Annotated in this window: 23 protein-coding genes; 3 read left to right on the forward strand and 20 right to left on the reverse strand. The window is 72.4% G+C overall.

Annotated elements, in window-relative coordinates; genetic code table 11:
• Nucleotides 1–12 precede the first annotated feature (12 nt).
• From gltB to LO762_RS16680, 16 genes are all read right to left on the reverse strand, one after another.
• On the reverse strand, nucleotides 13–4,566 hold the full coding sequence (gene gltB / locus LO762_RS16605; RefSeq protein WP_230616159.1) for a glutamate synthase large subunit: 4,554 nt from the start codon (nucleotides 4,564–4,566) through the stop codon (nucleotides 13–15).
• 317 nt (nucleotides 4,567–4,883) lie between these two features.
• Nucleotides 4,884–5,819, reverse strand: a complete 936-nt coding sequence (locus LO762_RS16610; protein WP_230616161.1) for a hypothetical protein — start codon at nucleotides 5,817–5,819, stop codon at nucleotides 4,884–4,886.
• The gene (locus tag LO762_RS16615) at nucleotides 5,816–6,583 is read right to left on the reverse strand and encodes a hypothetical protein (RefSeq protein ID WP_230616166.1); all 768 of its coding nucleotides are present in this window, start codon (nucleotides 6,581–6,583) and stop codon (nucleotides 5,816–5,818) included. Before LO762_RS16615 ends, LO762_RS16610 begins: the two co-directional genes overlap by 4 nt.
• Nucleotides 6,584–6,693: 110 nt before the next feature.
• Nucleotides 6,694–7,932, reverse strand: coding sequence for a prolipoprotein diacylglyceryl transferase (lgt, locus tag LO762_RS16620; protein WP_230616170.1), 1,239 nt, complete (start codon nucleotides 7,930–7,932; stop codon nucleotides 6,694–6,696).
• 84 nt (nucleotides 7,933–8,016) lie between these two features.
• The gene (locus LO762_RS16625) at nucleotides 8,017–8,760 is read right to left on the reverse strand and encodes a thioredoxin domain-containing protein (RefSeq protein ID WP_230616172.1); all 744 of its coding nucleotides are present in this window, start codon (nucleotides 8,758–8,760) and stop codon (nucleotides 8,017–8,019) included.
• Between the two features lie 74 nt (nucleotides 8,761–8,834).
• Nucleotides 8,835–9,356, reverse strand: a complete 522-nt coding sequence (locus tag LO762_RS16630; protein ID WP_230616174.1) for a MauE/DoxX family redox-associated membrane protein — start codon at nucleotides 9,354–9,356, stop codon at nucleotides 8,835–8,837.
• 188 nt (nucleotides 9,357–9,544) lie between these two features.
• A complete protein-coding gene (trpA, locus tag LO762_RS16635; protein ID WP_230616176.1) occupies nucleotides 9,545–10,342 on the reverse strand; it encodes a tryptophan synthase subunit alpha in 798 nt (265 codons plus the stop codon).
• Nucleotides 10,339–11,553 carry a tryptophan synthase subunit beta gene (trpB, locus tag LO762_RS16640; protein WP_230616177.1) on the reverse strand — a complete coding sequence of 405 codons (1,215 nt, stop codon included), beginning with the start codon at nucleotides 11,551–11,553 and terminating at the stop codon, nucleotides 10,339–10,341. The genes trpA and trpB overlap by 4 nt, the downstream gene beginning before the upstream one ends.
• A 48-nt stretch (nucleotides 11,554–11,601) precedes the next feature.
• Complete coding sequence (trpC, locus tag LO762_RS16645; protein WP_230616179.1) at nucleotides 11,602–12,408, reverse strand: indole-3-glycerol phosphate synthase TrpC; 807 nt, start codon at nucleotides 12,406–12,408, stop codon at nucleotides 11,602–11,604.
• 123 nt (nucleotides 12,409–12,531) lie between these two features.
• A complete protein-coding gene (locus LO762_RS16650; RefSeq protein WP_230616180.1) occupies nucleotides 12,532–12,948 on the reverse strand; it encodes a DUF2752 domain-containing protein in 417 nt (138 codons plus the stop codon).
• 67 nt (nucleotides 12,949–13,015) lie between these two features.
• Nucleotides 13,016–13,702, reverse strand: coding sequence for a winged helix family transcriptional regulator (locus LO762_RS16655; RefSeq protein WP_230616182.1), 687 nt, complete (start codon nucleotides 13,700–13,702; stop codon nucleotides 13,016–13,018).
• Between the two features lie 40 nt (nucleotides 13,703–13,742).
• Entirely contained in the window at nucleotides 13,743–14,342 is a 600-nt protein-coding gene (locus LO762_RS16660) for a Trp biosynthesis-associated membrane protein (protein ID WP_230616184.1), read from the reverse strand.
• A gap of 62 nt (nucleotides 14,343–14,404) precedes the next feature.
• Nucleotides 14,405–14,800, reverse strand: coding sequence for a phosphoribosyl-AMP cyclohydrolase (hisI, locus tag LO762_RS16665; RefSeq protein ID WP_230616189.1), 396 nt, complete (start codon nucleotides 14,798–14,800; stop codon nucleotides 14,405–14,407).
• A gap of 298 nt (nucleotides 14,801–15,098) precedes the next feature.
• A complete protein-coding gene (locus tag LO762_RS16670; RefSeq protein WP_123663575.1) occupies nucleotides 15,099–15,305 on the reverse strand; it encodes a cold-shock protein in 207 nt (68 codons plus the stop codon).
• A gap of 383 nt (nucleotides 15,306–15,688) precedes the next feature.
• Nucleotides 15,689–17,506, reverse strand: coding sequence for an ABC transporter ATP-binding protein (locus LO762_RS16675; protein ID WP_230616193.1), 1,818 nt, complete (start codon nucleotides 17,504–17,506; stop codon nucleotides 15,689–15,691).
• A complete protein-coding gene (locus tag LO762_RS16680; RefSeq protein ID WP_374201568.1) occupies nucleotides 17,503–19,353 on the reverse strand; it encodes an ABC transporter ATP-binding protein in 1,851 nt (616 codons plus the stop codon). Before LO762_RS16680 ends, LO762_RS16675 begins: the two co-directional genes overlap by 4 nt.
• Nucleotides 19,354–19,525: 172 nt before the next feature.
• On the opposite strand from LO762_RS16680, the gene LO762_RS16685 reads away from it, so the two are divergent.
• Complete coding sequence (locus tag LO762_RS16685) at nucleotides 19,526–20,773, forward strand: hypothetical protein (protein ID WP_230616197.1); 1,248 nt, start codon at nucleotides 19,526–19,528, stop codon at nucleotides 20,771–20,773.
• Nucleotides 20,774–20,892: 119 nt separating this feature from the next.
• A complete protein-coding gene (locus LO762_RS16690; protein WP_230616199.1) occupies nucleotides 20,893–21,237 on the forward strand; it encodes a hypothetical protein in 345 nt (114 codons plus the stop codon).
• 13 nt (nucleotides 21,238–21,250) lie between these two features.
• Here LO762_RS16690 and LO762_RS16695 read toward each other — a convergent pair whose 3' ends face one another.
• From LO762_RS16695 to priA, 4 genes are all read right to left on the reverse strand, one after another.
• Complete coding sequence (locus tag LO762_RS16695) at nucleotides 21,251–22,114, reverse strand: RimK family alpha-L-glutamate ligase (RefSeq protein WP_230616201.1); 864 nt, start codon at nucleotides 22,112–22,114, stop codon at nucleotides 21,251–21,253.
• 96 nt (nucleotides 22,115–22,210) lie between these two features.
• Nucleotides 22,211–22,972, reverse strand: a complete 762-nt coding sequence (gene hisF / locus LO762_RS16700) for an imidazole glycerol phosphate synthase subunit HisF (RefSeq protein ID WP_230616206.1) — start codon at nucleotides 22,970–22,972, stop codon at nucleotides 22,211–22,213.
• Nucleotides 22,969–23,358 carry a RidA family protein gene (locus LO762_RS16705; protein WP_230616208.1) on the reverse strand — a complete coding sequence of 130 codons (390 nt, stop codon included), beginning with the start codon at nucleotides 23,356–23,358 and terminating at the stop codon, nucleotides 22,969–22,971. The genes hisF and LO762_RS16705 overlap by 4 nt, the downstream gene beginning before the upstream one ends.
• Nucleotides 23,355–24,074 (reverse strand): bifunctional 1-(5-phosphoribosyl)-5-((5-phosphoribosylamino)methylideneamino)imidazole-4-carboxamide isomerase/phosphoribosylanthranilate isomerase PriA, encoded by a 720-nt coding sequence (gene priA / locus LO762_RS16710; protein WP_230616210.1) that lies wholly within the window; start codon nucleotides 24,072–24,074, stop codon nucleotides 23,355–23,357. Before priA ends, LO762_RS16705 begins: the two co-directional genes overlap by 4 nt.
• A 150-nt stretch (nucleotides 24,075–24,224) precedes the next feature.
• Between priA and LO762_RS16715 the strand changes: the two genes are divergently transcribed.
• Nucleotides 24,225–25,091: a dienelactone hydrolase family protein gene (locus LO762_RS16715; RefSeq protein ID WP_230616214.1), complete on the forward strand. Its 867-nt coding sequence runs from the start codon at nucleotides 24,225–24,227 to the stop codon at nucleotides 25,089–25,091.
• Nucleotides 25,092–25,106: the final 15 nt, after the last annotated feature.

A 25,106-nucleotide genomic window follows, 5' to 3' on the forward strand; every position in this document is an offset into this window, starting at 1 on the left:
TTTCCTCGCCCCCTATCCCTGAGCCGCGGCCATGATGGCCTCGTTGACGTCACGGCCCTCGGCCTCGGCCGCGGCCTTGGCTTCGAGCACCCGCTTGTAGTCGCGCGGCATGATCTTGCTGAACCGCTCCACCGCGGACTCCCACTCGGCGAGCAGCTTCGCCGCGACGGTCGAGCCGGTCTCCTCGGCGTGCCGGGTGACGAGCGCGTGCAGCGCCTCCCGCTCGTCGTCCGCCAGCGCCTCGATCTCGACCATCTCGGGGTTGACCCGCTGCGGCTTGAGGTCGAGCACGTAGGCGACGCCGCCGGACATGCCGGCCGCGAGGTTGCGTCCGGTCTGTCCGAGGATGACGACGCGGCCGCCGGTCATGTACTCGAGGCCGTGGTCGCCCACGCCCTCGACGACGGCCGTCGCGCCGGAGTTCCGGACGCAGAACCGCTCGCCGACCAGGCCGCGCAGGAACACCTCGCCGGAGGTCGCGCCGTACAGGAGCACGTTGCCCGCGATGATCTGGTCCTCGGCGTTGAACTGGGCGGCCGGGTCGGGCTGGACGGTGATCCGCCCGCCGGACAGGCCCTTGCCCAGGTAGTCGTTGGAGTCGCCGACCAGGCGCAGCGTGATGCCGCGCGGCACGAACGCGCCGAACGAGTTCCCGGCCGAGCCGGTGAAGGTGATGTCGATGGTGTCGTCGGGCAGGCCCTCGCCGCCCCACTTCTTGGTGACCTCGTGGCCGAGCATGGTGCCGACGGTCCGGTTGACGTTCCGGATCGGCAGCTCCAGGCGTACCCGGTCGCCGAACGCGACGGCGCCCTCGGCGAGCTGGATCAGCGTGTTGTCGAGCGCCTTCTCCAGCCCGTGGTCCTGGACGGTGACGCAGCGCAGCGCGGCGCCCTCGCGCAGTTCGGGCGTGTGGAAGATCGGCGACAGGTCGAGGCCGGACGCCTTCCAGTGGTCCACCGCGGCCCGGGTCTCCAGCACGCCGACCTGGCCGATGGCCTCGTCCAGGGTGCGGAAGCCGAGTTCGGCGAGCAGCTCGCGGACCTCCTGCGCGACGAACTCGAAGAAGTTCACCACAAACTCGGGCTTGCCGGAGAACCGCTCGCGCAGCACCGGGTTCTGGGTGGCGACGCCGACCGGGCAGGTGTCCAGGTGGCAGACGCGCATCATGACGCAGCCGGACACGACGAGCGGCGCGGTAGCGAAGCCGTACTCTTCGGCGCCCAGGAGGGCGGCGATGACGACGTCGCGGCCGGTCTTCATCTGCCCGTCGGCCTGGACGACGATCCTGTCGCGCAGGCCGTTCAGCAGCAGCGTCTGCTGGGTCTCGGCGAGGCCGAGCTCCCAGGGGGCGCCCGCGTGCTTGAGCGACGTCAGCGGGGACGCGCCGGTGCCGCCGTCGTGGCCGGAGATGAGCACCACGTCGGCGTGCGCCTTGGACACGCCGGCCGCGACCGTGCCGACGCCGACCTCGGAGACGAGCTTCACGTGGACGCGCGCCGCCGGGTTGGCGTTCTTCAGGTCGTGGATGAGCTGGGCGAGGTCCTCGATCGAGTAGATGTCGTGGTGCGGGGGCGGCGAGATGAGGCCGACGCCGGGCGTGGAGTGCCGGGTCTTCGCCACCCACGGGTACACCTTGTGGCCGGGCAGCTGGCCGCCCTCGCCGGGCTTGGCGCCCTGCGCCATCTTGATCTGGATGTCGTCGGCGTTCGTCAGGTACTCCGACGTCACGCCGAACCGGCCGGACGCGACCTGCTTGATCGCCGAGCGGCGGGAGTCGCCGTTGGCGTCGGGGGTGAACCGGGCCGGGTCCTCGCCGCCCTCACCGGTGTTGGACTTGGCGCCCAGCCGGTTCATCGCGATCGCGAGGGTCTCGTGCGCCTCGGCGGAGATCGAGCCGTAGGACATCGCGCCGGTGGAGAACCGCTTCACGATCTCCGCGACGGACTCGACCTCGTCGATCGGCACGGGCCGCCGGTCGGCCTTGAACCCGAACAGGCCGCGCAGCGTCATCAGCTGGGCGGACTGGTCGTCGACCAGCCGGGTGTACTCCTTGAAGATCTCGTACTGCCGCGTCCGGGTGGCGTGCTGCAGCTTGAAGACGGTCTGCGGGTTGAACAGGTGCGGTTCGCCCTCGCGCCGCCACTGGTACTCGCCGCCGACCTCAAGGGTGCGGTGGGACAGCTCGTTGCCGTTGGCCGGGTAGGCGCGGACGTGCCGGGCGGCGACCTCGCGGGCCACCTCGGCGAACCCGATGCCGCCCATCTCCGAGGACGTGCCGGTGAAGGCGTAGTCGACGACCTCGGCGCCCAGGCCGATCGCCTGGAAGATCTGCGCGCCGGTGTAGGACGCGACGGTCGAGACGCCGATCTTGGACATGACCTTGAGGACGCCCTTGCCGTACGCCTTGACGAGGTTGCGCGCGGCCTTGGTCTCGTCGACGGCGGTGAGGTCGCCGGAGCGGACGAGGTCCTGGACCGTCTCGATCGCCAGGTACGGGTTGACGGCGGAGGCGCCGTAGCCGATGAGGAGCGCCATGTGGTGGCACTCGCGGGCGTCGCCCGCCTCGACCACAAGGCCGACCCGGGTGCGGGTCTTCTCGCGGATGAGGTGGTGGTGCACGGTGCCGGTGAGCAGCAGCGACGGGATCGCGGCGAGCGCGGAGTCGGCGCCGCGGTCGGAGAGCACGATCATCCGGGCGCCGGCGGCGATCTCGCGGGACACCTCGGAGCAGATCTCGTCGAGGCGCTTGCGCAGGGCCTCGCCGCCGCCCGCCACCGGGTAGGTGCCGTGCACGACGTGCGCCTGGAGGTGCGGCAGCGAGCCTTCGTCGTTGATGTGGATGATCTTGGCGAGCTCGTCGTTGTCGATGATCGGGGTCGACAGGACGAGACGCTGACAGGAGTGCGGGCCCGGGTCGAGCAGGTTGCCCTCGGGGCCGAGCGTGGACTGCAGCGAAGTGATCATCTCTTCGCGGATGGCGTCCAGCGGCGGGTTGGTGACCTGCGCGAACAGCTGCTTGAAGTACTCGAACAGCAGCCGCGGCCGCTCCGACAGGGCGGCGACGGGCGTGTCGGTGCCCATCGAGCCGATCGGCTCGGCGCCGGTGGTGGCCATCGGCGACAGGATGATCCGCAGTTCCTCGTTGGTGTAGCCGAAGGTCTGCTGGCGCCGGACCAGGGTGTCGTGGGTGGGCACCTCGCGCTCGCGCGGAGGCAGCTCCTCAAAGCGGACGAGGCCCTCGTCGAGCCACTCCTGGTAGGGGTGCTCGGCCGCGAGTGACGCCTTGACCTCGTCGTCCTCGACGATCCGGCCGGCCTCGGTGTCCACCACAAAGATCTTGCCGGGCTGGAGGCGGCCCTTGCGGACGACCTTGGCCGGGTCGATGTCGAGCACGCCGGACTCCGACGACAGCACGACGAGGCCGTCCTCGGTCACCCAGAAGCGGCCGGGACGCAGCCCGTTGCGGTCCAGCACGGCGCCGACGACGGTGCCGTCGGTGAAGGAGACGGACGCGGGGCCGTCCCACGCCTCCATCAGGGTCGAGTGGAACTCGTAGAACGCCCGCCGGGCGGGGTCCATCTCGGTGTGGTTCTCCCACGCCTCGGGGATCATCATGAGCACCGCGTGGGGCAGCGACCGGCCGCCCAGGTGCAGCAGCTCCAGCGCCTCGTCGAACGACGCGGTGTCGGACGCCTCGATGTCGATCACCGGGAAGATCCGGGAGATGTCGCCGGGCAGCACGTCGGAGGCGAGCAGCGCCTCGCGCGCGCGCATCCAGTTCCGGTTCCCCTTGACGGTGTTGATCTCACCGTTGTGAGCGAGGTACCGGTACGGGTGCGCCAGCTCCCACGCCGGGAAGGTGTTGGTGGAGAACCGCGAGTGGACGAGCGCGATCGCCGAGTCGAAGCGGCGGTCGGACAGGTCGGGGAAGAACGGCTCCAGCTGGGGCGTGGTCAGCATGCCCTTGTAGACGATGGTCCGGCTGGACAGGCTCGGGAAGTACACCCGGACGTCCTGCTCGATCCGCTCGCGGGCGCAGAACACCACGCGGTCCAGCTCCAGGCCGGTGCGTCCGGCGAAGGGGCCGTCGGCGGAGGCGGTCAGGAACAGCTGGCTGAAGTGCGGCATGACGCGGCGGGCCGCGGGGCCGCAGAAGTTCGGGTCGACGGGCAGCTCACGCCAGCCCAGCACGGTCAGCCCCTCCTCGGCCGCGACGGCGTGGATGTGCGCCACCGCGGCGGCACGTTCCTCGGCGTCGGCGGGCAGGAAGGCGAGGCCCGCGGCGTAGGCGCCGGCCTCGGGCAGGTCGAAGTCCACGACAGTGCGGAAGAACGCGTCGGGGATCTGGGTGAGGATGCCGACACCGTCGCCGTCATCGGGCTCGGCGCCGACCGCGCCGCGGTGGTCGAGGTTCCGCAGGACCGTCAGGGCGTGCTCGACGATCTCGTGGCTCTTGCGCCCGTGCAGGTCGGCCACCATGCCGACGCCGCAGGCGTCGTGCTCGTTGGCCGGGTCGTAGAGCCCCTGCGCTTCGGGCTGACCAGGTGTGAGGGCAGCAGCCGCCATCAACCCTCCCGTAAAGTTCACTGTCAACTGACCAGTGCAGTTCGGGACGGCGTTGGCCCTGCTGCGAGTATTACTTAAAGGTTACATCAATGCCCAGATCATGCCCGACTGGGTGGGTTGGCGAAACTTTCGAGTTCGAATCCTTTCGCCGGTAGCTGTCTTCGTCGATCAGCTCCAGGGCACGCCGTCGGCCGGTCCTTGAATCCTTACGGGTCAAGGCCGTCCTGTATGCCTACCCCATCATAGCCGGACAAACCAGACCCTCCAGGTCTAGACCTGTCCGTTCACCCGTGATCAACCTCACGGAAACACGCAGGTCATCCGGCCGCGCGGGTGTAGAGCGCGTCCGCCTCGGCCGCCGTCACCAGCAGTGAGAGCAGCGGGCGGCTGCCCTCGTCACCGGTGCCATCGAAGCGTTGCACCCAGCTCACAACCGCGTAGTGCCCCATCGCTATTCCACGGGCCATGCTGTACCCCTGCCCGAAGAACTCGGGCGCGGCGTCGGGGACCCTGACAAAACCGGCGCGACCTGCCCCAAAGGCCCTGACGACGGCGTCGGCGGCGTCGGAGTCCTTGAGGTTGTAGACGGCGACGAGGGCCGCGAACCCCTTCTTCGGGTCCGTGTAAAGTCCGCGCACCGCCTGACTGCATCCGGCCTTGCCGAGCGCGTCGGTCAGGCCGGTGCCCCAGACCGCGTCCGCGCAGTCCTCGTCGAGCACCGCCGCCCGCCGGACGATCTTGGCGTCGGCCGTCTCGTCGGTGAGCGAGCCCTTGGGGAACATCTCCTCGGCTGTCAGGGGCTCCGGATCCTCCGCCCTGCTGGCGATCTCGGTGAACACGTCGGTGGAAGGCGAGAACGAGTAGGTGCCGGGCGCGAAACCCGTCAGCTCCGGCTGACCCAGTTGGACCGCGCCATCATCGGCGCCGCCTCCGTCGTCGCCGGGCCACAGGACGACGACCAGGGCCAGCGCCACCACGGCCAGGGCGACCAGGGCGGCGGCCGCGCCGAAGAACAGCCGGGACTGCTTCTTCCGGCGGGCGCGCGCCTGCGGGCCTCCCCCGCCCGGCTTACCCGGCGTGCCCTTGCGCGCACCCTCGCGGCCGCCTTCGGCCTTCCTCCGCGCCTCCCGCGCGTCCTCCGGCCGCACGACGGGGTTGGGCCCCGTGGGCGCGGCGGGCGGCACCGGACGCCGGGCGGGCCCCGGCCCCGGACGGGGTGCGGGGTGCCCTGGACGGCGGTAGGGGTCGCTCATCGGGGGTCGAGCAGCACGATCCGGCCCCAGGCGAACTCCTCGGGCTTCTGCACGGCGAGGCTCGTGTCGATCAGCTCGTTCATCGCCGCCGGCGGCTCGCCGTCCGCCCTGCCGACCCAGCTCATGATCACGTAGTGGCCGATGGCCTGGCTGTAGGCGGCGGTGAACCCCGACCCGAAGTCGGGCGCGCCCTCGATCTCCGGCGCCCGGACAAAACCGCCGTTCAGCGCCGGATCAAGCGAGTTCAGGACCTGCTGGGCCGCCCGCTGGTCCACGACGTTCACCGCGACGAACACGCCCGCGTACTGACCGTCGTCGGACAGGTAGCCCGCGCGGGCCACCTGGGTGCACTTGCCGCGCGCCAGCGTCTGCGGGAGCAGCTCGCCCCAGACGGCGGCGGCGCAGTCCTCGGTGACCTCGGCGGTCTTCAGGGTGAACGTGTACTTGCGGTAGGTGACCTTCTTCATGCCGTCGAAGAGCTCGCCCTTGGTGAACGGGCGGATGTCGCCGTCACGCGAGGCGACCTTGCCCGCGTCCTGGCCCGGCGACTGCGGCACGTACACGTCGGGGACGGGGCCCTGCGCCGTCTCCTCGCCCGCGGCGCCGTCGGACGGCCGGAAGAGGAACCACGCGGCGGCGCCAGCGGCGACCAGCACGAGGACGACGAGCACGGCGACGACCGCCTTGCCCACACCCCCGCGACCCGCCGGCTCCGGCCAGATCTCCTCGTCGGCGGGCTTCGTCCGCGCGCTCGTTCCGCCCACCGCTCCTCCAGACATTCCAGACATCGCGTCGAGAGCTTACCGATCCCGGCCGCTCCCGGCCCGTCAAACGCCGTCCCCGGACCCGCGCGGGCCCGGGGCGGCACGAGGGGTCAGGCGCGGTCCTTGACCGCCTCTCCTTCGCGCTCAGGGTCCTCGGCGTGCTCCTGCGCGGAGCCGCCCGGCTCCTGGACGGGCGTCGCCTCGGCGGCGGCCTCGTCCCCGGCGTCCTCGGTCTTGGCCTTGGGCTCGTCTTCCGCGTCTGTGTCCGCGGCCTCGGCCTTCGTCGCCTCCGGGGCGTCGTCCTCCGGCTCGTCCGGCGCGGCCTTGGCGCTCTTCGGCTCGTCGCCGTCCTCCGCCGCCTCCTCGGCTGCCTCGGCTTCGGCGGCCGCCTTCTCGGCGGCCTCGGCGCGGCGCTCCGGCGGGATCGCCGACAGGTCCTCGGTCGGCTCGGTGTCGGCGGGGTCGAGCGGCGCGGCGGCGGCGGGCGCGTCCGGGAAGTAGCTGTGGCCGCCGTCCAGGCGCTCGGGGACGCTCCCCTTGCCGCGGTTCAGGTACAGGTAGGCGACGGCCGCCAGGAACAGCACGACCGACGTGTAGAGGTTCAGCCGCAGGCCCAGGAACTCGTGCGCGTTGTCGACGCGCAGCAGCTCGATCCAGCCACGGCCCAGCGTGTAACCCGCGACGTACAGCGCGAACGTGCGGCCGTGGTTGAGGTTCCACCTCTTGCCCGCCCAGATCAGCACGACGGCCAGGGCCGCGCACCAGAGCGACTCGTACAGGAACGTCGGGTGGTAGGTGCCCACGTCCGCGTACTCCGGGAGCACCATGCCGTAGGTGTCCTTCGGCCTGTGCGCGAGGTCGATCTCCACCGCCCACGGCAGCGAACTCGGCCGTCCGTAGAGCTCCTGGTTCCACCAGTTGCCCCACCTGCCGATCGCCTGCGCCAGCGCGATGCCCGGCGCGACCGCGTCGGCCAGCGGCGCCAGCCGCACCCCCTTCTGGCGGCAGCCGATCCAGGCGCCCAGCGCGCCCAGCGCGACGGCCCCCCAGATGCCCAGGCCGCCCTGCCAGATCTTCAGCGCGTCCACCGGGTTCCGGCCGTCGCCGAAGTACATCTGGTAGTCGGTGACCACGTGGTACAGACGCCCGCCGACCAGGCCGAACGGGACGGCCCACACCGCCACGTCGATGACGGTGCCGGGCTCACCGCCCTTGGCGACCCAGCGCCGGTCACCCAGCCAGACGGCGACGATCACACCGAGGATGATCATCAGGGCGTAGGCGCGGAGCGGGAACGGACCGAGGTGCCAGACGCCCTGCGACGGGCTCGGGATCGAGGCGAGCTGCATGACGGTGACGTTACCGCGTCCGGCGGCCTTCTCGGGCACAGGAAAGGCGGCGGGATCACGCCCGCCGCCTTACGGAGCCGTCCGTCAGGACGCCTCTTGGACCGCCTTGGCGAGATCGTCTCCCGACCACGCCTGATCGGTGACGTTCTTGCCGTTCAGCACGATCGTCGGGGTGGACTGCACGCCCGCCGTGTTGAACGCGTGGTCCGTCATCGCCTGGACCTGCGCGCCCTTCTCGCCGTTGTTCACGCACGACTCGAACGCGGCGCCGCTGACGCCGTAGTCGGCGGCCCAGGAGATGAGGTCGGCGTTCTCGAACCCGACCTTGCCCTCCTTGGGCTGCTCGGCGAACAGCCGGTCGTGGAACTTGATCCAGTTGTCGCCGGGGGCGCACAGCGCGGCGTTGGCGGCCCGCTCGGAGTTGCCCTTCAGCGGGTCCTGCCCGAACAGCCGGAACGGCCGGTAGACGACCTTGACCTTGCCCTCGGCGGCGAGCTGCTTGATGGTGTTGCCCGAGCTCTCCTCCAGGCCCTTGCAGGCCGGGCACTGGAAGTCCTCGTAGACCTCCAGGACGGGCGCGGTGACGCCCTCCTTGGCCATCACGACCGAGCCGTCGTCCTGACGGCTCGTGGGCGCCAGCGGCCCGGTGTAGGCGGGCTCGTCCTTGCCGGCGTCCGCCATCACCACGACGCCCACGGCCACCGCGATCAGCGCGAGCGCGCCGCCCGCCACCGCCAGCGTCTTGACCTGCTTGTCGCGGCGCGCCTCCAGCTTGCGCTGCTCGGCGATCCGCTCCCGCGCGGAACGCTCCCGCGAAGCCTTGCCCATCGCGATCCCCTTCGATCGTTTGTCTTTCGCCGCGCCCGGCGCGTGTGTCTCTCGTCGCGCGGGGCGGGAGGCCCCTAGAGGCCGAGTTTGCGGTCGACGGCGAGCCGACCGGGCGCGAACACCGTGATCCACACCGCGAGCGCCAGGAAGCCCACGTCCCGGACGATCTCCTGGAGGTACTTGGTCTCGCCCTCGGCGACCGGCCCCCCGCCGCCGAAGCAGCCGCAGTCGATCGCGAGGCCGCGGGCCCACGCCGACGCTATCCCGGCGATGAACAGAGCCATCAGCACCCCCGAGATGACGGCCGTCAGCCGGGTCGCGAAGCCCACGACCAGCAGCAGCGCCAGCACCATCTCCAGCACGGGCAGCCCCACCCCGACGGGCCCGACCAGCGCCTCGGGCAGGATCTGGTAGGCGTCCACGGCCTGCCGCTGGAGCACGACCGGCTCGGTGAACTTCGTCCACCCGGCCCAGAACAGCACACCGGCCAGCCCGAGCCGCGCCGCGAACGTCACCCACCCGATCCAGGCCGCGCGCTCCCGCCCGCCGGACTCCGCCCACGCCTCCACGTCCGGCTCCCCGCGCGTCTCGGTCACCCAACTCTCCTCGCGTCGACACCGGGCCCCTCCCGGCCCCGGCGAGCCGCACGCTAGCCAACCCGCCATAAGGCCACGATGAGCTACCCAGCGCCACACCCGACTACACCGAGCGAGCTTATAGGCACATACACGTAACGCGCCCCCGGGATCGGTGATCGCGGGGGCGCGTTGCGCTGTTCAGACCCTCAGGCTCTGGCCCTGACTCCTTCGGCGAGTTCTTCGGCTAGGGCGTGGGCGTCGCGGAGGCCGTCGGCGAGGGTGGGGGCGTCCAGGAGGCGGCGGATGAAGGCGGAGCCGACGATGACGCCGTCGGCGAAGCCCGCGACCTCGGCGGCCTGTGCGCCGGTGCTGACGCCCAGGCCGAGCCCGACCGGCAGCGAGGTGTGCGCCTTGGTCCTGGCGACGAGGCCCGGCGCACCGGTGTCGATGGCGCTGCGCGCGCCCGTGACGCCCATGAGGGACGCCGCGTAGACGAAGCCGCGGCAGACGTCCACGATCTTCTCGATGCGCTCCTCGGTGGAGCTGAGCGCCACCAGGAAGACCTTGTCGAGGTCGTAGGCGTCGGCGACGTCAAGCCACTCCTGGCCCTCCTCGGGCGTCAGGTCGGGCGTGATGAGGCCCGAGCCGCCCGCGTCGCGCAGCTCACGCGCGAACCGCTCGACGCCGTACCGGTCCACCGGGTTCCAGTACGTCATGACGAGGGTGGCCGCGCCGGTCGCGGCGACGGCCTCGACGGTGGCGAACACGTCGGCGAGGCGGGTGCCGCCCGTCAGGGACCGGTGCACGGCGTCCTGGATGGTCGGGCCGTCCATCAGCGGGTCGGTGTAGGGCAGGCCGATCTCGATGACGTCGCAGCCGCCGTCCACCATCGCCCTGGCCGCCTCGACGGCGCCGGTGACGCTCGGGAACCCGGCGGGCAGGTAGCCGACCAGGGCCGCGCGGTTCTCCGCCTTGGCCTTCTCGAAGGCCGTCGCAACGCTCACTTGCCGTCCTCCGGCATCAGGCCGAAGTACGCGGCCGCGGTGTGCATGTCCTTGTCCCCGCGCCCCGACAGGGACACCAGGAGGGTGGCCTCGGGGCCCAGCTCCTTGCCGACCTTGACGGCCCCGGCCAGCGCGTGCGAGGACTCGATCGCCGGGATGATGCCCTCGGTGCGGCACAGCAGCGCGAACGCCTCCATCGCCTCGGCGTCGGTGATCGAGTCGTAGGTGGCGCGGCCGGTGTCCTTCAGCCACGAGTGCTCGGGGCCGACGCCCGGGTAGTCGAGCCCGGCGGAGATCGAGTGCGACTCGATCGTCTGGCCCTCTTCGTCCTGCAGCACGTAGGTGCGCATGCCGTGGATGACGCCGACGGCCCCGGCCGTCATCGTCGCGGCGTGCCTGCCGGTCTCCAGGCCCTCACCCGCGGCCTCGAACCCGTACAGCCGCACACCCTCGTCGGGGATGAACTCGTGGAAGATCCCGATCGCGTTGGAGCCGCCGCCGACGCAGGCGAGCACCGCGTCGGGCAGCCGCCCGAGCTGCTCCAGGCACTGCGCGCGGGCCTCGACGCCGACGACCCTGACGAAGTCGCGGACCATCATCGGGAACGGGTGCGGCCCCATCACCGTGCCGATCACGTAGTGCGTGTCGTCCACGGTGGCGACCCAGTCGCGGAACGCCTCGTTCACCGCGTCCTTGAGGGTGCGGCTGCCGTTCTTGACCGGCACGACGGTGGCGCCGAGCATCCGCATCCGCGCGACGTTGAGCGCCTGCCGGGCGGTGTCGACCTCGCCCATGTAGACGGTGCACTCCAGGCCGAGCAGGGCGGCTGCCGTCGCGGTGGCGACGCCGTGCTGGCCCGCGCCGGTCTCGGCGATCACCCGGGTCTTGCCCATGCGCCTGGTCATGAGCGCCTGGCCCAGCACGTTGTTGATCTTGTGTGAGCCGGTGTGGTTGAGGTCCTCGCGCTTGAGCAGGATCCGGGCGCCGCCCGCGTGCTCGGCGAAGCGCGGCGCCTCGGTCAGCAGGCTCGGCCGACCCGCGTAGTTCGTCAGCAGGTCCTGGAACTCCGCCTGGAACTGCGGGTCCTGCTTGGCCTTCTCGTACTCGGTCTCGAGCTGGTCGAGCGCCGCCATGAGCGCCTCGGGGGCGAACCGGCCCCCGAACCGGCCGAAGCGCCCCGCGGCGTCCGGCACGGTGTTTTCGATGGTCATGAAGACTTCCTCAAGCGGAACGGATGTCGGGCCCCTCGGCGGGGCGGGTCACTTGCCCTGGCGGAGCGCGGGGTGGGTGCCCGCGGCGACGAGGTCGGCGACGGCCGCGCGCGGGTCCTTGCCCGTCACCAGGCTCTCGCCGACCAGGACGGCGTCCGCGCCCGCCGACGCGTAGGACAGCAGGTCGTGCGGGCCGCGCACCCCCGACTCGGCGATCTTGATCCGGTCGGCGGGGATGAGCGGGGCGAGCCGGGCGAAAGTGCCACGGTCCACCTCAAGGGTCTTGAGGTCGCGCGCGTTCACGCCGATCACCTTGGCGCCCGCGGCGACGGCCCGCTCGACCTCCTCCTCGGTGTGCACCTCGACCAGCGGGGTGAGCCCGATGGACTCGGCCCGCTCGATGAGGGACACCAGCGGCTCCTGCTCCAGCGCCGCCACGATGAGCAGAGCCATGTCGGCGCCGTGCGCGCGCGCCTCCCACAGCTGGTAGGAGGTGACGATGAAGTCCTTGCGCAGCACGCAGATGTCCACGTTCGCGCGGACCTCGGCGAGGTCGTCGAGGCTGCCGCCGAAGCGGCGGCGCTCGGTGAGCACGCTGATGACCTTCGCGCCCCCGGCCTCGTAGTCGCGGGCGAGGGCCGCCGGATCGGCGATGGCGGCCAGCGCGCCCTTGGAGGGGCTGCTGCGCTTGACCTCGGCGATCACCGAGACCCCGTCGCCGCCGAGCGCGGCGAGCGCGTCGCGGGGCGGCGCGGCGGCCGCGGCCCGGTCCTTCAGCTCCGCCAGCGAAACGGTGCGCTGCCGGTCCGCGAGATCCGCGCGCACTCCGTCGATGATCTCGTCGAGAACGCTCACGGTTGTCCCCTCGTCACGGTTCTTGTCTGCCCGATGTTAGCCGCCTCACCGGCCCCCGCTCACACACGGCCCCCCGGGCCAGGGGTGCGGCCGCCAGGCGGCCGATCCCGCGCGGGTGCGGGGTCACGGGGCCAGTGCCTGCCCGAACGGCAGATTGCGGACGATCCAGAAGACCAAGATCGTACCGGTGAGCGCCCACACCGCCCACCTGGCCCCCAGGCCCGTCCGCACCGGGGTGCCGCGTGCCGCCGCGACGGTCCACGCCACCCACAGGTAGGCCGCGAGGGGGATCAGCGCGAAAGCCAGCGGGTTGAGGCCGAACGCCTCCACGAGCCTGCCGTGCGCGAGCGCGTGCGTCATCCGCAGGCCCCCGCAGCCCGGACAGGCCCAGCCCGTCAACGCCAGGAAAGGGCACGTCGGATAGTGCCCCGCCTCGTTCGGATCGACCGCCGCCACCAGGGCGACGCCCACGGCTCCCGCCGCCAGCACCGCCAGCGGCCCGGCCAAGGCCCGCCCCCGGACCCCCTGAAGCCCCGTCACGCGTCCCACGGTACCGACCCCGCCCACCCGCGCCCAGCCCCCACCCCGCCGACGGTCGGCGGAGCGGTCAGATGTCGGCGGCGTAGCCGACGCCCCGGACCGTGCGGATGGGGCTGGCGGGGCCCAGCTTGGCGCGCAGCTGGGCCACGTGGACGTCCACGGTACGGACGCCCGCGGCGGCCCCGGACGTCCAGGCGGCGGCCAGGAGCTGCTCGCGGGTGAAGACCCGGCCCGGATGGCGCAGGAGGTGCGCGAGGAGGTCGAACTCGGTGGCGGTGAGCGTCGCGGGCCGGTCTCCGGCGCGGACGGAGCGGGTACGCGGGTCCAGCACGAGGGCGCCCGCGCGGAGCACGTCGGCGGCGGTGTCCTCGGCGTGCGCGCGCAGCGCGGCCGCGACGGCGGCCACCAGCGCGCGCGGGCTGAACGGCCGGACCACCGCGCGGTCGCCCGCCGGTTCGGCGCGGCCCGGCGGCAGCACCCTGATGACGGGCGCGGGCCGCGCCGCCTCGGCGACCCGCCGGTACAGCTCGGCCGCGCCCAGCGGCGGCGGCAGCGCGGAAAGGTCGAGCACGACGGCGTCAGGCGCGACCTCGGCGACGACGGCGACGGCCCGCGCCCGATCCGACTCGACGACGACGCGGTAACCCTCACGCGCCAGATAGACGCGCTCCAACTCGGCCACGGCCGGATCGTGCTCGAAGACCAGGACGGTGCCGCCGGACTCGGCGGGGCGGGGGACCTCGGAGTTCAGCACGTCACCTCCGGGCGCTCGGCCACCACGAGCCCCACCGACCTCACGCACCGCCACCCGACGTGTCGGCGGTGGGATCCTCACCACGGTCGAGGGACTTCCAGAGGGCGGAGGGATCGTCCGGGGAAGCGGCCCTGACGGGACGTGAGCCGCGCTCGTAGCGGGCCGACATGCCGGGCCAGGCGTGGCCGCGCACCGCCGTCCACAGGCCGCTCAGCGCCACCACGACGCCGCCCGCGGCGGCCAGCCACGGCCAGACCGTCGCGTCGGCGGCGATCCGCTCGCCCGCGACGAGAAGCGTCCGGTCGACGAGCGCGGCGCGGACCGACGCGTCGTCCACGGCCGTCAGCGCGAGCGGCACGGTGAGCGCGCCGAGCAGGGCGAGCAGCACACCGACCGCGATCCGGCCGACCCCGCGCACCGCGAACACCGCCGCCGTCGCGGCCAGCGCCGCCCAGCCGAGCGCCGCCGTCGCCGCGAGATCACCACCCGCGACCTCCCACGAGCCGATCGCGATCGTCGCGCCGCCGTGCGGCGACGCCTGCCCGGCGTCCCCGACGAGCTCGGCGAACGCCCAGACCCGGCCGGACGCGAAGAGCGTGAGGGCGGCGCCCGCCACGGCGACGAGCGCGACAGCCGTCATCTCACGGCGTGCGGAACCGCGCCCGGGCGTGCCGGACGCGGCGAGAGGGGCGGCGGGCGCTGTCACGGCTCCGGGCGCTCACCGACGACGGCGCCGAGATCATCGGCGTCCCAGCAGGTGCGGTCACCGGTGTGGCAGGCCGCGCCGACCTGGTCGACCCGGACGAGCAGCACATCCCCGTCACAGTCCAACGCGACGGACTTCACCCACTGGGCGTGCCCCGACGTCGCGCCCTTCACCCAGTACTCCTTACGGCTGCGCGACCAGAACGTGCACCGCCCGGTCGTCAGGGTGCGGTGCAACGCCTCGTCGTCCATCCACCCCATCATCAGCACCTCCAACGAGTCGTGCTGCTGCACGACCGCGGGCACAAGCCCGTCCTCGGTGCGCTTGAGACGGGAGGCGATCTTCGGGTCGAGCTCCGTACTGTTCGGAGCCGCAGGCGCTGGCGCTGACATGGGGAAAGCCTATAGCTAGTGTTAGCTGGCCTCACCTCCGGCCTTGGCGGCCTGCGGTGCGGCGGGGATCGGGCGCTTGCGAGCTTCGGGAGGGTCCAAACGCCCTGGGGGCGTTTGGACCCTCCCGAAGGCGCCCGATCCGTCCGTGGCTGGGCTGGAAAAACCCCCCGGGGGCTGGGCTGGAAGCCCACTTGGCTGGGCTGGAAACACCTAGGGGCTGGGGGTGGACCAGACGCCCCTCAACTAGCAAGACCCGCGTCGAGGGTGCTCGGCGCGGGTCTTGTGGGGTCTGCGCGTGCTACAGGGGGCGGACCTGGTCGGCCTGCGGGCCCCGGTTGCCCTGGGTCACCTCGAACTCGACGCGCTGGGCCTCCTCCAGGCTCCGGTATCCGGAGGACTGGATGGCCGAGTAGTGGACGAAGACGTCGGGTCCGCCGCCGTCCACGGCGATGAAGCCGTAGCCCTTCTCGGCGTTGAACCACTTCACGGTGCCCTGCTGGGGCATGGTCTTTCTCCTTGCGGCAAAACAACGGCGCCACACCTCGTGGCCCCACCGCGGCCTGCACGGGGGGTCCTCGCCCCCGGGTACCGTCCCCGGGAAAGCCAAGACGCCCGCTGTCCATCGTTCGCGCGGGCGTTATACCACTGGCAGAACACGTAACGAACCAAGACTGCTACCGCTGGGGCGAGAGTATCACCGTTTGGTGACGGCCCGCGAGGTCCGAAAACCCCTGCCCAGTAAGGGATTTCACCCCTCGTCATGCCTTAGCGGGCCGCCACCGCCGAACCGTTACACTCCCACCCCGACACCCTCCGATCCGGTGGTCGGCGCCCCCGCCGCACACGGACTTGATCACACAATCCTCACGGACCGGCGACAGCTCCGTCTCAGTTCGGTCCGCTCTTCCCGCTCTGTGGGCCGCCCCGACCCGTGGACGCGTTCCGCCAGGACGTGTGCAGGTCCGCGTAGACGCCGGGGGTGCCTACGAGGGCGCTGTGGTGGCCGCGTTGGACGATGCGGCCCTTGTCGAAGACGAGGATCTCGTCGGCGGCTTCGGCGGTGGAGAGCCGGTGCGCGATCGCGACGGACGTCCGGCCGCGCGTGACGCCGTCCAGGGCGCGCTGGATGCGGACCTCGGTGGCCGGGTCGACGGCCGACGTCGCCTCGTCCAGGACGAGCAGGTCGGGGTCGGCGAGGTAGGCGCGGGCGAGCGCGACGAGCTGCCGCTCCCCCGCCGACAGGGACTCGCCGCGCTGCCCGACGGGTGTCTCCAGGCCGCGCGGCAGCCCTTCCAGCCAGTCGCCGAGGCCCAGCTCGCCCAGCGCGGCGACGATCTCCGCGTCGGACGCGCCGGGCCGTCCGTACCTGATGTTCTCGCCGAGTGTGGTGTCGAAGAGGAACCCGTCCTGCGGGACGATGACGATCCGCTCGCGCAGGGAGGCGAACCGGACGCGGTGCAGCGGCACCCCGTCGACCCGGACGGCGCCCTCCACGGGGTCCATGAGCCGGGTGAGGAGCTTCGCGAAGGTGGTCTTGCCCGAGCCGGTCTCGCCGACCACGGCGATCCGGGCCTGCGGCGGGATCTCGACGGTCACGCCCTCCAGGACGCGCGGCCCCGACGGGTAGGCGAACGCGACGTCCTCGAAGGCGACGCCCACGGGCCCTCGTGGCAGGGTGTGACCCTTCGGGCCGGGGTCGGCGACGTCCGGGTCGGTGTCCAGGACGCCCAGGACGCGGCGCCAGCCCGCGATGGCGTTCTGCGCCTCGTTGAGGATCTCGGTGGCCTGCTGCATCGGGCTGACGAACAGCGTCACCAGGAACAGGAACGCGACGAGCTCGCCCGCGCTGATGTCCCCGCCGACGCCGAGCAGCACCCCGCCGGCCACGACGGCGGCGGTGGCCATGGCCGCGACGATCTCGCTGGTCGGGAAGGTCAGCGCGACGAGCCCCTGGGCGCGCTTCTGAGCGACCCTGCCCCGCTCGACGGCGCGGTCCACCCGTTCGGCGGTCCGCCGCTCGGCCGCGTACGCCTTGATCACGGGCGCGCCTATGACGGACTCGCTGACGGCCGCCAGGAGGTCGCCCATCCGCTCCCGGACCGTCATGTAGGCGCGGGAGATGAGCCGCTGGAAGTGGCGCAAGGCGAGCGCCAGTGGCACGAACGCGATCCACACGACGAGGGTGAGCTGCCAGGAGTAGACGGCCATGAGCGCGGTCACGACGACGATCTCGCCCGCCGAGATGAGGAACATCAGCCCGCCCCACTGCATGAACTGGCTGATCTGGTCGACGTCTCCGGTGACGCGGGACACGAGGCCGCCCTTGCGCTGCCCGCTCTGGGTGAGCATCGACAGGTCGTGCACGTGCCGGAACGCCTTGACGCGCAGGGACGCGAGGGACGTCTCGGTGCTGCGGTACAGGCGGACGTTCATGAGGTAGGCGCACAGGGCCGTCACGACGATGGCCGCCGCGCAGATCAGCACCGCGCTCCGGATGTAGGCGAGGTCGGGCGATCCGGCCAGGGGCAGGCCGTGGTCGATGGTCTGCTGGACGGCCACGGGGGTGACGACCCGCCCGGCCGTGGCGACCAGCGCCAGCACGATCGTCAGAGCGATGCCGCGCCGGAACTCGGGGGTGATCGCCAGGCCGCGCCGCAGGGTGGCGAACGCGCCTTCGCGTAGGGCCGTCTCGTTCAGCACGGTCATGCCTTCACGTCCTCGTCTATCCCGTCGGCGTCTATGCCGTCGGCCTGGAGCGCTTCCTCCGCGTGCTCGGCCTCGGCGTTCTCGTAGGCGTTCACCAGGTTCCGGTAGGCCGGTGAGCGCGCCAGCAGCTCCGCGTGGGCGCCCCGGTCGGCGACGCGTCCGCGCACGAGGTGCACGACCTCGTCGGCGAGCGCGATGGTCGCCTTGCGGTAGGCGACGACCACGACGCTGGCCTCGGTGTCCCTGAGCCCGCCCAGGATGCGCGCCTCGACCTGTGGATCGACGCTGGAGGTCGCGTCGTCCAGGACGAGCAGGCGGGGCCCGCGCGCCAGCGCCCGGGCGAGGGCGAGCCGCTGCCGCTGGCCGCCGGACAGGGTGGCGCCGCGCTCGCCGAGCCGGGTGTCGAGGCCGTCGGGCAGCCCGGCGACGAACCCGTCGGCCTGGGCGAGGCGCAGCGCGGCCCAGATGTCGGCGTCGGGCAGGTCGCCTTCGAGGGCGATGTTGCCGCGCACCGTGTCGTCGAACAGGAAGGTGTCCTGTGGGACGAGGGCGGCGGCGCGGGCGACCTCGCCGGGGGCGAGCTCCCGCACGTCCACGCCGTCGAGCCGGACGACGCCCTCCTCCGGGTCCACCAGGCGGACGAGGAGGGAGGCGAGGGTGGACTTGCCCGAGCCCGTCGCCCCGACGAGCGCGACGGTGCGCCCCGGCGCGACGGACAGCCCCGCGCCCTTCAGGACCGTGGCGTCGCCGTACCCGAACGTCAGCTCCTTGGCCTCCAGGGCGGCCGCCCGGGGTGAGTCAAGGGACTCCTCCCCGTAGGGCATGGCTCCGCGCGCGTCCAGGACGGCCCGCACCCGGTTCCACCCGACGACGCTCCTAGGCAGCTCCGCCAGTACCCATCCGAGCGACCTGACGGGCCACGACAGCAGCGTGAACAGATAGCAGACCTGGACGAGGTCGCCCGCGTTGATCGCGCCCGCGTCCAGCCGGACCGAGCCGAACAGCAGCACCGCCAGCACCCCGAACCGGGGCAGGGACTCCAGCACGGGGTCGAACAGGCCGCGGACCCGTCCGACGGTGATGTTGGCGTCCCGCAGCCGCTCGGCCGCTGCCTGGAACCGCTCGGTCTCGGCTGCCTCCCGGCCGAGGGTCTTGACGACGAGGCCGCCCTCGAAGCTCTCGTGCGCGACCTCGCTGACCTCGGCCCGGAGCTGCTGCGCCCGCGCCACCTTCGGCGACAGGACGCGCTGGTAGGCGAGGTTCAGCAGCGCGATCATCGGGAAGAGCAGGAAGCCGACGACGGCCAGCGGCAGGTCGATCGCGAGGATCGACACGGCCGCGAAGAACAGCATGAAGACGACGCCGACGGCCATCGGCAGCGGCGCGATGGGCGCCCACGCCGCCTCGACGTCGCTGCTGGCGTTGGACAGCAGTTGGCCCGTCGGGTGCTTCTGGTGCCAGGCCAGCGGCAGCCGCAGGTACTGCCGCGTCACCTCGCGGCGGTAGCGGGCCTGCAGGTTGTACTGCATGAGCCCGGCCCAGAACCGGCGGCCCGCGACGCCCAGCGCCTTGAGCACGGCGACCGCGACGATCGCGGCGGCGCCCGCCGCGAGCGCGCCCCGGCCCGGCTCGCCCGAGGCGAACGCCGGCAGGATCACCCGCTCGACGACCCGGCCCAGCACCCACGCGCTCGCCACCGTCATGCCGCCGTAGAGCGCGCTGGCGGCGACCGACAGCCCGAACGTCAGCGGCTCGGTGCGGATCGCCACCCCCAGTACCCGCAGGCCCTCACGCAGGACCTGGGGGCTGACCCGTTCTGTCACGAAAGATCTCCCCGTGTCACTCATATGTTTCGGCACCCATGCCTACCATCGGGGTACGACAGTTATTCCCGAAGATCACTTTCCGGGCAGGAGAACCTCACCTCGGGGCGGGCCGGAGGCGCCCACGGATGATCGTCCATTCCCGTCAGGTAAAAGGCACTTGCCCCACGTGTCCTCACCTGCGCATGCTGGCCTGGTGGACGCCAACGTGATTCAGCCCGTCGACACCCTGCACGGACAGCTACAGCGCGGCCTCGGCAGGGCCGCGCGCCGGGCGGCGCGGACGCGGGGCGCCGGAGAGTTCGTGTACGACTGCGTCCGCCGGGACCCCAGGTGGGACAGGCAGGTCGAGTCGCGCAGCCTCTACTACGCGCGCCTCATCGTCGATCTGGAACTGCCCGTCCATCCGCTCTCGGACCATCTGTTCGATCCGGCCGACGCCTCCGACGGCGACGAGTGGCGCGCCTCCCTCGCCATCGACACCCTCACCGACCTGGTGCGCCTCAGCCGTCGCGAGGCCGCCTCGCCGCTGCGCCGCTACGCCGAGCAGGGCGCCGGGTGGTTCGAGGCGCTGGACGCGCTCGTCTCGCTCGGCGACCCGGCCCTGGTGCACGGGCTCGGCGCGGTCGCCGCGGCCCGCTGCGACGAGGACGACCTGCACTGGCTCGTCGACGATCCCGGCAATCCCGTCATCCGGCAGTGGGCGGCCGAGCACCGGGTGATCGCCGACGCGGTCGCCCGAAGGCGCGGCGGCCCCACCCCGAGACCGCGCGAGCACACCCGCCCGACCGGCTCCGACGCCCAGCTCGTCGCGCTCGCCCACCAGCGCTCGGACGCGTCGGTGGAAGCGATCCTGGAACTGGGCAGGCGGCGCAGTCCGGCCCTGTTCGACCTGGCCGAGGAGTTCCTCCCCGAGGGGCCCGGTAGGTGGCGCGGCGTCATCTGCCGGGCCCTGCGCGAGTGCGGGTCGGCCGCGCTGCCCAGGGCGCGCGCGTGGGCGGGCGGGACACCGGGGTGCAGGAAGGTCGCGATAACGATCCTCGCCGGGCACGGCACCGCCCAGGACGTCCCCGTGCTCATCGACGACCTGGAGACGGCCCTGGGCGCCAAGAGCTGGGGCGCGGCGGCCCACCCGATCGAGGGGCTCGGCAGGCTCCGCGCGGGCGCCGCGGTGCCGCTGCTCAAGGAGGCGTGGACGGCCACCGAGTACGCCTACCTACGCCCGCGTCTCCTGACGGCGCTGCTCCGCACCGCCCCGCACACCGCCGAGTCCTACGCGGCCGAGGCCCTGTGGGACTGCGAGGAGGAGGCCCGCAAGATCGCCGCGGCGGCCGCCCCGCTCACCGAGGACAACGCGCTGCGGCTGCGCCGCCTGGCCGGATGCGCCGCCGAGGAGCCCGGCGTCGTCTCGGCCGCCGTCGACAGGGCGGCGCCCGAACTGTGAACCCCCGCTGAAGATCCTCTCCGGGTATCGGCCGGATCTCCTTCTCCTCCCCCGGACGCACGAGAGGGTGGTCCCGCAGCGCGATGTGCCGCCCCCGTTCGGCCGCCTACACTCCAGGCATGATCTCCGCTAAGACGCGCCTCCTGCTCGCCACCCCCCTGCTCGCCCTCGCCCTGGGCACGGCGTCGGCCTGCTCCAGCGAGAACGCCGACTGCGCCCTCACCACGGGCAGCTGTACCGTCACCTTCGACCGCGGTGTGGACGCCAAGGCCAGCGTCCTCGGGGTGGACGCCCAGCTCGTCGAGGCCACCGACTCGTCCGTGACCGTGAAGATCGGCGGCCAGAACGTCACGGTGCCGCTGGACGGCGAGGAGCAGTCCGGCAACTTCAGCGTCCGGGTGAAGTCCATCACCCAGGACCAGGTCGTGCTGGAGATCGCGACGGGCGTCACCGTCACCGAGTAGCGGCGAAGGGCCGTCACCTGGCCAGTTCGGCCCCGCAGGTGAGCCGCCGCGCCAGCGCGGCGGCCAGCCGGGCGGCGGCGCCGGGCGCGTGCCCGAGGAACAGCGACGGCTCGGTGAGCTCCAGTTCCAGCAGGACGGGCGCGCCGTCCGGGCCGGGGATCAGGTCCACCCTGGCGTACAGCGGCCGCCCAGGGACGGTCTGGAGGACGCGCCCGCCCAGCGCCAGCTCCGCCGGGGAGGCGGCCCGCGCGGCGATCTGCTCCCGTTCGTCCTTGGTGTCGGCGATGGCCGGTTGGATCCCCGCGCCCGCCTTGAGGATCGGCGCCTTGCGGACGGCGTGGCTGAACACGCCGTCGAAGAAGATCAGCGCCGTCTCGCCCGCCGAGTCCACCGCGTCCAGGTAGGGCTGGACCATGACGGTGCGGCCCTCGGAGCGCAGGCGTGACAGGTGCTCGGCCGCGGGCCCCGCCTCGTCCGCCGACCAGCGCGCGGTGTCCCGGGCGCCCGCCGACACCGCCGGCTTGATGACGTAGTCCGGCCATTCGGGCAGCCCGGCCGGATCCCACAGCGTCGGGACGACGGGGACGCCCGCCGCCTCCAGGTCGCGCAGGTAGCGCTTGTCGGTGTTCCAGGTGAGCACCTCGGCGGGGTTCTCCAGCCGGGGCACACTCCGCGCCCACTCCAGGAACTCCCCGCGACGGTCGTGGTAGTCCCACGTGCTGCGGACCATGACGAGGTCGTAGGCGGCCCAGTCGGCCGGACCGTCCCAGCGCACCGCCTCGGCGTGGTGGCCGAGCGCGGCGAGTTCGCCGATGAGCGCGGGGGTGTCCTCGTCTCCGGCGGGCAGGGCGGCACAGGTGGCGATCGCTACGTTCACCCCGACAGGTTATGCGTATGACTGGAAAGAACCCATACATACCAACCCGAAATGTTTCCCGGATGGGCGGCGCCCAACGCCGCCCACCCGGCGCCGTCAACGAACCGGGTGCCCCGCCGCCGCGAGGGCGCCCTTGACCTCGGAGATCAGGAGGTCGCCGAAGTGGAAGACCGAGGCGGCCAGCACCGCGTCGGCGCCCGCCTCCACCGCCGGAGGGAAGTGCGCCAGGGCGCCCGCTCCCCCACTGGCGATCACAGGGACGCTCACCACCTCACGGACCGCCCTCAGCATCTCCAGGTCGAAACCGTTCTTCGTGCCGTCGGCGTCCATCGAGTTCAGCAGGATCTCGCCGACGCCCAACTCCTCGGCGCGGCGGCACCACTCGATCGCGTCGATGCCGGTGCCCTTGCGGCCGCCGTGCGTCGTCACCTCGTAGCCCGAGGGGGCGTCGGCGCAGCGGCGCGCGTCGGCCGACAGCACGACGCACTGGCTGCCGTACCGGTGCGCCGCCTCCCGCAGGAACTCAGGACGGGCGATCGCGGCGGTGTTGATGGACACCTTGTCGGCTCCGGCCCGCAGCAGCCGGTCCACGTCCTCGACGGTCCGGATGCCGCCGCCGACCGTCAGGGGGATGAACACCTGCTCCGCGGTCCGCCGGACCACGTCGTAGGTGGTGGACCTGTCTCCGGACGAGGCCGTGATGTCCAGGAACGTCAGCTCGTCGGCGCCCTCGGCGTCGTAGCGGCGGGCCAGCTCCACCGGGTCGCCCGCGTCCCGCAGGTTCTGGAAGTTGACGCCCTTCACGACGCGTCCCGCGTCCACGTCAAGGCACGGGATCACCCGTACGGCAACGGTCATGCCAGCGCTCCCCGGTAGGCGTCCACTTCCACTTCCACGAGCATCCGCGGGTCCAGCAGCCCCGCCACGATCACCAGCGACGCGGCGGGCCTGACCTTCGCGAACAGCGAGCCGTGCGCGCGGCCCACCGCGTCGGCGTGCTCGGCCGACGTGACGTACATGCGGGTGCGCACCACGTCGCGGGCCGACAGGCCCAGGCGTTCCAGGGACCACAGGGCGATCTGGAAGGCGGTCCGGGTCTGCTCGTAGGGATCGCCGACGTGGACGACCTCGCCGTCCACCGTCGAGGTGCATCCGGAGACAAAAGCCATGTCGCCCGCCAGCACCGCCCGCGAGTACCCGATCACCTCCTCCCAGGGGCCGCCCGAGGAGATCCGCTCGATCATCGAGTGAGCTCCAGCGCCTCTTCCAGCGTGAAAGCGCGGGCGTACAGGGCCTTGCCCACGATCGCGCCCTCGACGCCCTCGGGCGCGAGCTTCTTCAGCGCCAGGAGGTCCTCCAGGGAGGAGACGCCACCGGAGGCGATCACCGGCTTGTCGGTGCGGGAGCAGACCTCCCGGAGCAGCTCGACGTTCGGGCCGCGCAGGGTGCCGTCCTTGGTGACGTCCGTGACGACGTACCGGGGGCAGCCGTCCTCCTCAAGGCGGGCCAGCACCTCCCACAAGTCGCCGCCCTCCTTCGTCCAGCCTCGGGCCGCCAGGGTGGTGCCGCGCACGTCCAGGCCGACGGCGATCCGGTCGCCGAACTCGGCGATCGCGGCGCGCGTCCACTCCGGGTCCTCCAGCGCGGCGGTGCCCAGGTTCACCCGGGCGCACCCGGTGTCGAGCGCGGCGCGCAGGGACGCGTCGTCACGGATGCCGCCGGACAGCTCCACCTTGACGTCGAGCCTTCCGGTGACCTCGCGCAGCAGCTCGCGGTTGGAGCCGCGGCCGAACGCGGCGTCCAGGTCGACCAGGTGGATCCACTCGGCGCCCGCGGTCTGCCACGCGAGCGCCGCGTCCAGGGGGCTGCCGTAGGAGGTCTCGGTGCCGGCCTCGCCCTGCACCAGGCGCACGGCCTGGCCGTCGGCGACGTCAACGGCGGGAAGGAGCGTCAGGGTCATGGCGGAAAGCCTACCGGGAACGGCCTTGACCGGGGTTTTCCCCTCCCGCCGCGCCAATGATCTTCCTTTCTCCCGCGCGCGCCGCGCGGACAACGCGCGTGATCGCGATCACACTTCGTAGTCGTCATCTCTACGGAAGGGGATCGCGCCTTGTTCTCGACCGCGTCCCGGGTCCTCGCCGTCCCGGTCGCCGCCGCCCTGCTCGGCCTGGCGCCGCCGCCGGCCGTGGCGGCGCCGCCCGTCGCCGGGCCCTACCAGCGCGGGCCCGCGCCCACCGAGGAGGTCCTCGTCGCCGCGCGCGGGCCCTTCGCCGTCACGCAGACCCGGATGGCCGCGGGCCAGGGGACGGGCGCGGGCACCGTCCACCACCCCACGGACGCCTCTCAGGGGACGTTCGGGGCCGTCGCGGTCATGCCGGGGTTCATGGGCACGGAGAAGTCGATCAGGCTCTACGGGCCGCTCCTGGCCTCGCACGGGTTCGTTGTGCTGACCCTGTCGTCGGTGCGCCGCGCGGACTTCCCCGACCAGCGGGCCGACCAGTTGCTCGCCGCGCTCGACCGGCTCGTCGCCGGACCGGCCAAGGGGCTCATCGACGCCGAGCGGCTCGCCGTCGTCGGGCACTCGATGGGCGGCGGGGCGACGCTGCGGGCGGCGGCGCGCCGTCCGGGGCTCAAGGCGGCGGTGCCGCTGGCGCCCTGGCACGTGCGGCGCGACTGGCGGTCGGTGCGGGTGCCGACCCTCATCTTCGGCTCGGAGAACGACAGGGTCGCTCCGGTGGACAAGCACGCCGAGCCGTTCTACGCGAGCCTGACGCGCGCCCCGGAGAAGGCGTACGTCGAACTGCGTGACGGAGGACACCTCAGCTTCAACACCGCCAACCCGGTCATCGCCAAATACACTGTTTCATGGCTTAAGCGTTATGTGGATGACGACGTCCGGTATGACCCCTTCCTCTGCCCGGGGCCCGCTTTCCCCAGCCCGACGATCAGGGAATACCGCGGGACCTGTCCATCCTGACCCACCAGCCCCGCA

Source organism: Actinocorallia sp. API 0066, assembly GCF_020991275.1.
In the GTDB taxonomy this organism is placed as follows: domain Bacteria; phylum Actinomycetota; class Actinomycetes; order Streptosporangiales; family Streptosporangiaceae; genus Actinocorallia.

Excerpts from the sequence above, each read along its gene's own strand:
- gltB (WP_230616159.1), bottom strand. The coding sequence starts at position 4,566 with ATGGCGGCTGCTGCCCTCACACCTGGTCAGCCCGAAGCGCAGGGGCTC.
- LO762_RS16610 (WP_230616161.1), bottom strand. The coding sequence starts at position 5,819 with ATGAGCGACCCCTACCGCCGTCCAGGGCACCCCGCACCCCGTCCGGGG.
- lgt (WP_230616170.1), bottom strand. The coding sequence starts at position 7,932 with ATGCAGCTCGCCTCGATCCCGAGCCCGTCGCAGGGCGTCTGGCACCTC.
- LO762_RS16625 (WP_230616172.1), bottom strand. The coding sequence starts at position 8,760 with ATGGGCAAGGCTTCGCGGGAGCGTTCCGCGCGGGAGCGGATCGCCGAG.
- trpB (WP_230616177.1), bottom strand. The coding sequence starts at position 11,553 with ATGACCATCGAAAACACCGTGCCGGACGCCGCGGGGCGCTTCGGCCGG.
- LO762_RS16660 (WP_230616184.1), bottom strand. The coding sequence starts at position 14,342 with ATGACGGCTGTCGCGCTCGTCGCCGTGGCGGGCGCCGCCCTCACGCTC.
- hisI (WP_230616189.1), bottom strand. The coding sequence starts at position 14,800 with ATGTCAGCGCCAGCGCCTGCGGCTCCGAACAGTACGGAGCTCGACCCG.
- LO762_RS16670 (WP_123663575.1), bottom strand. The coding sequence starts at position 15,305 with ATGCCCCAGCAGGGCACCGTGAAGTGGTTCAACGCCGAGAAGGGCTAC.
- LO762_RS16675 (WP_230616193.1), bottom strand. The coding sequence starts at position 17,506 with ATGACCGTGCTGAACGAGACGGCCCTACGCGAAGGCGCGTTCGCCACC.
- LO762_RS16680 (WP_374201568.1), bottom strand. The coding sequence starts at position 19,353 with ATGAGTGACACGGGGAGATCTTTCGTGACAGAACGGGTCAGCCCCCAG.
- LO762_RS16690 (WP_230616199.1), top strand. The coding sequence starts at position 20,893 with ATGATCTCCGCTAAGACGCGCCTCCTGCTCGCCACCCCCCTGCTCGCC.
- hisF (WP_230616206.1), bottom strand. The coding sequence starts at position 22,972 with ATGACCGTTGCCGTACGGGTGATCCCGTGCCTTGACGTGGACGCGGGA.
- LO762_RS16705 (WP_230616208.1), bottom strand. The coding sequence starts at position 23,358 with ATGATCGAGCGGATCTCCTCGGGCGGCCCCTGGGAGGAGGTGATCGGG.
- priA (WP_230616210.1), bottom strand. The coding sequence starts at position 24,074 with ATGACCCTGACGCTCCTTCCCGCCGTTGACGTCGCCGACGGCCAGGCC.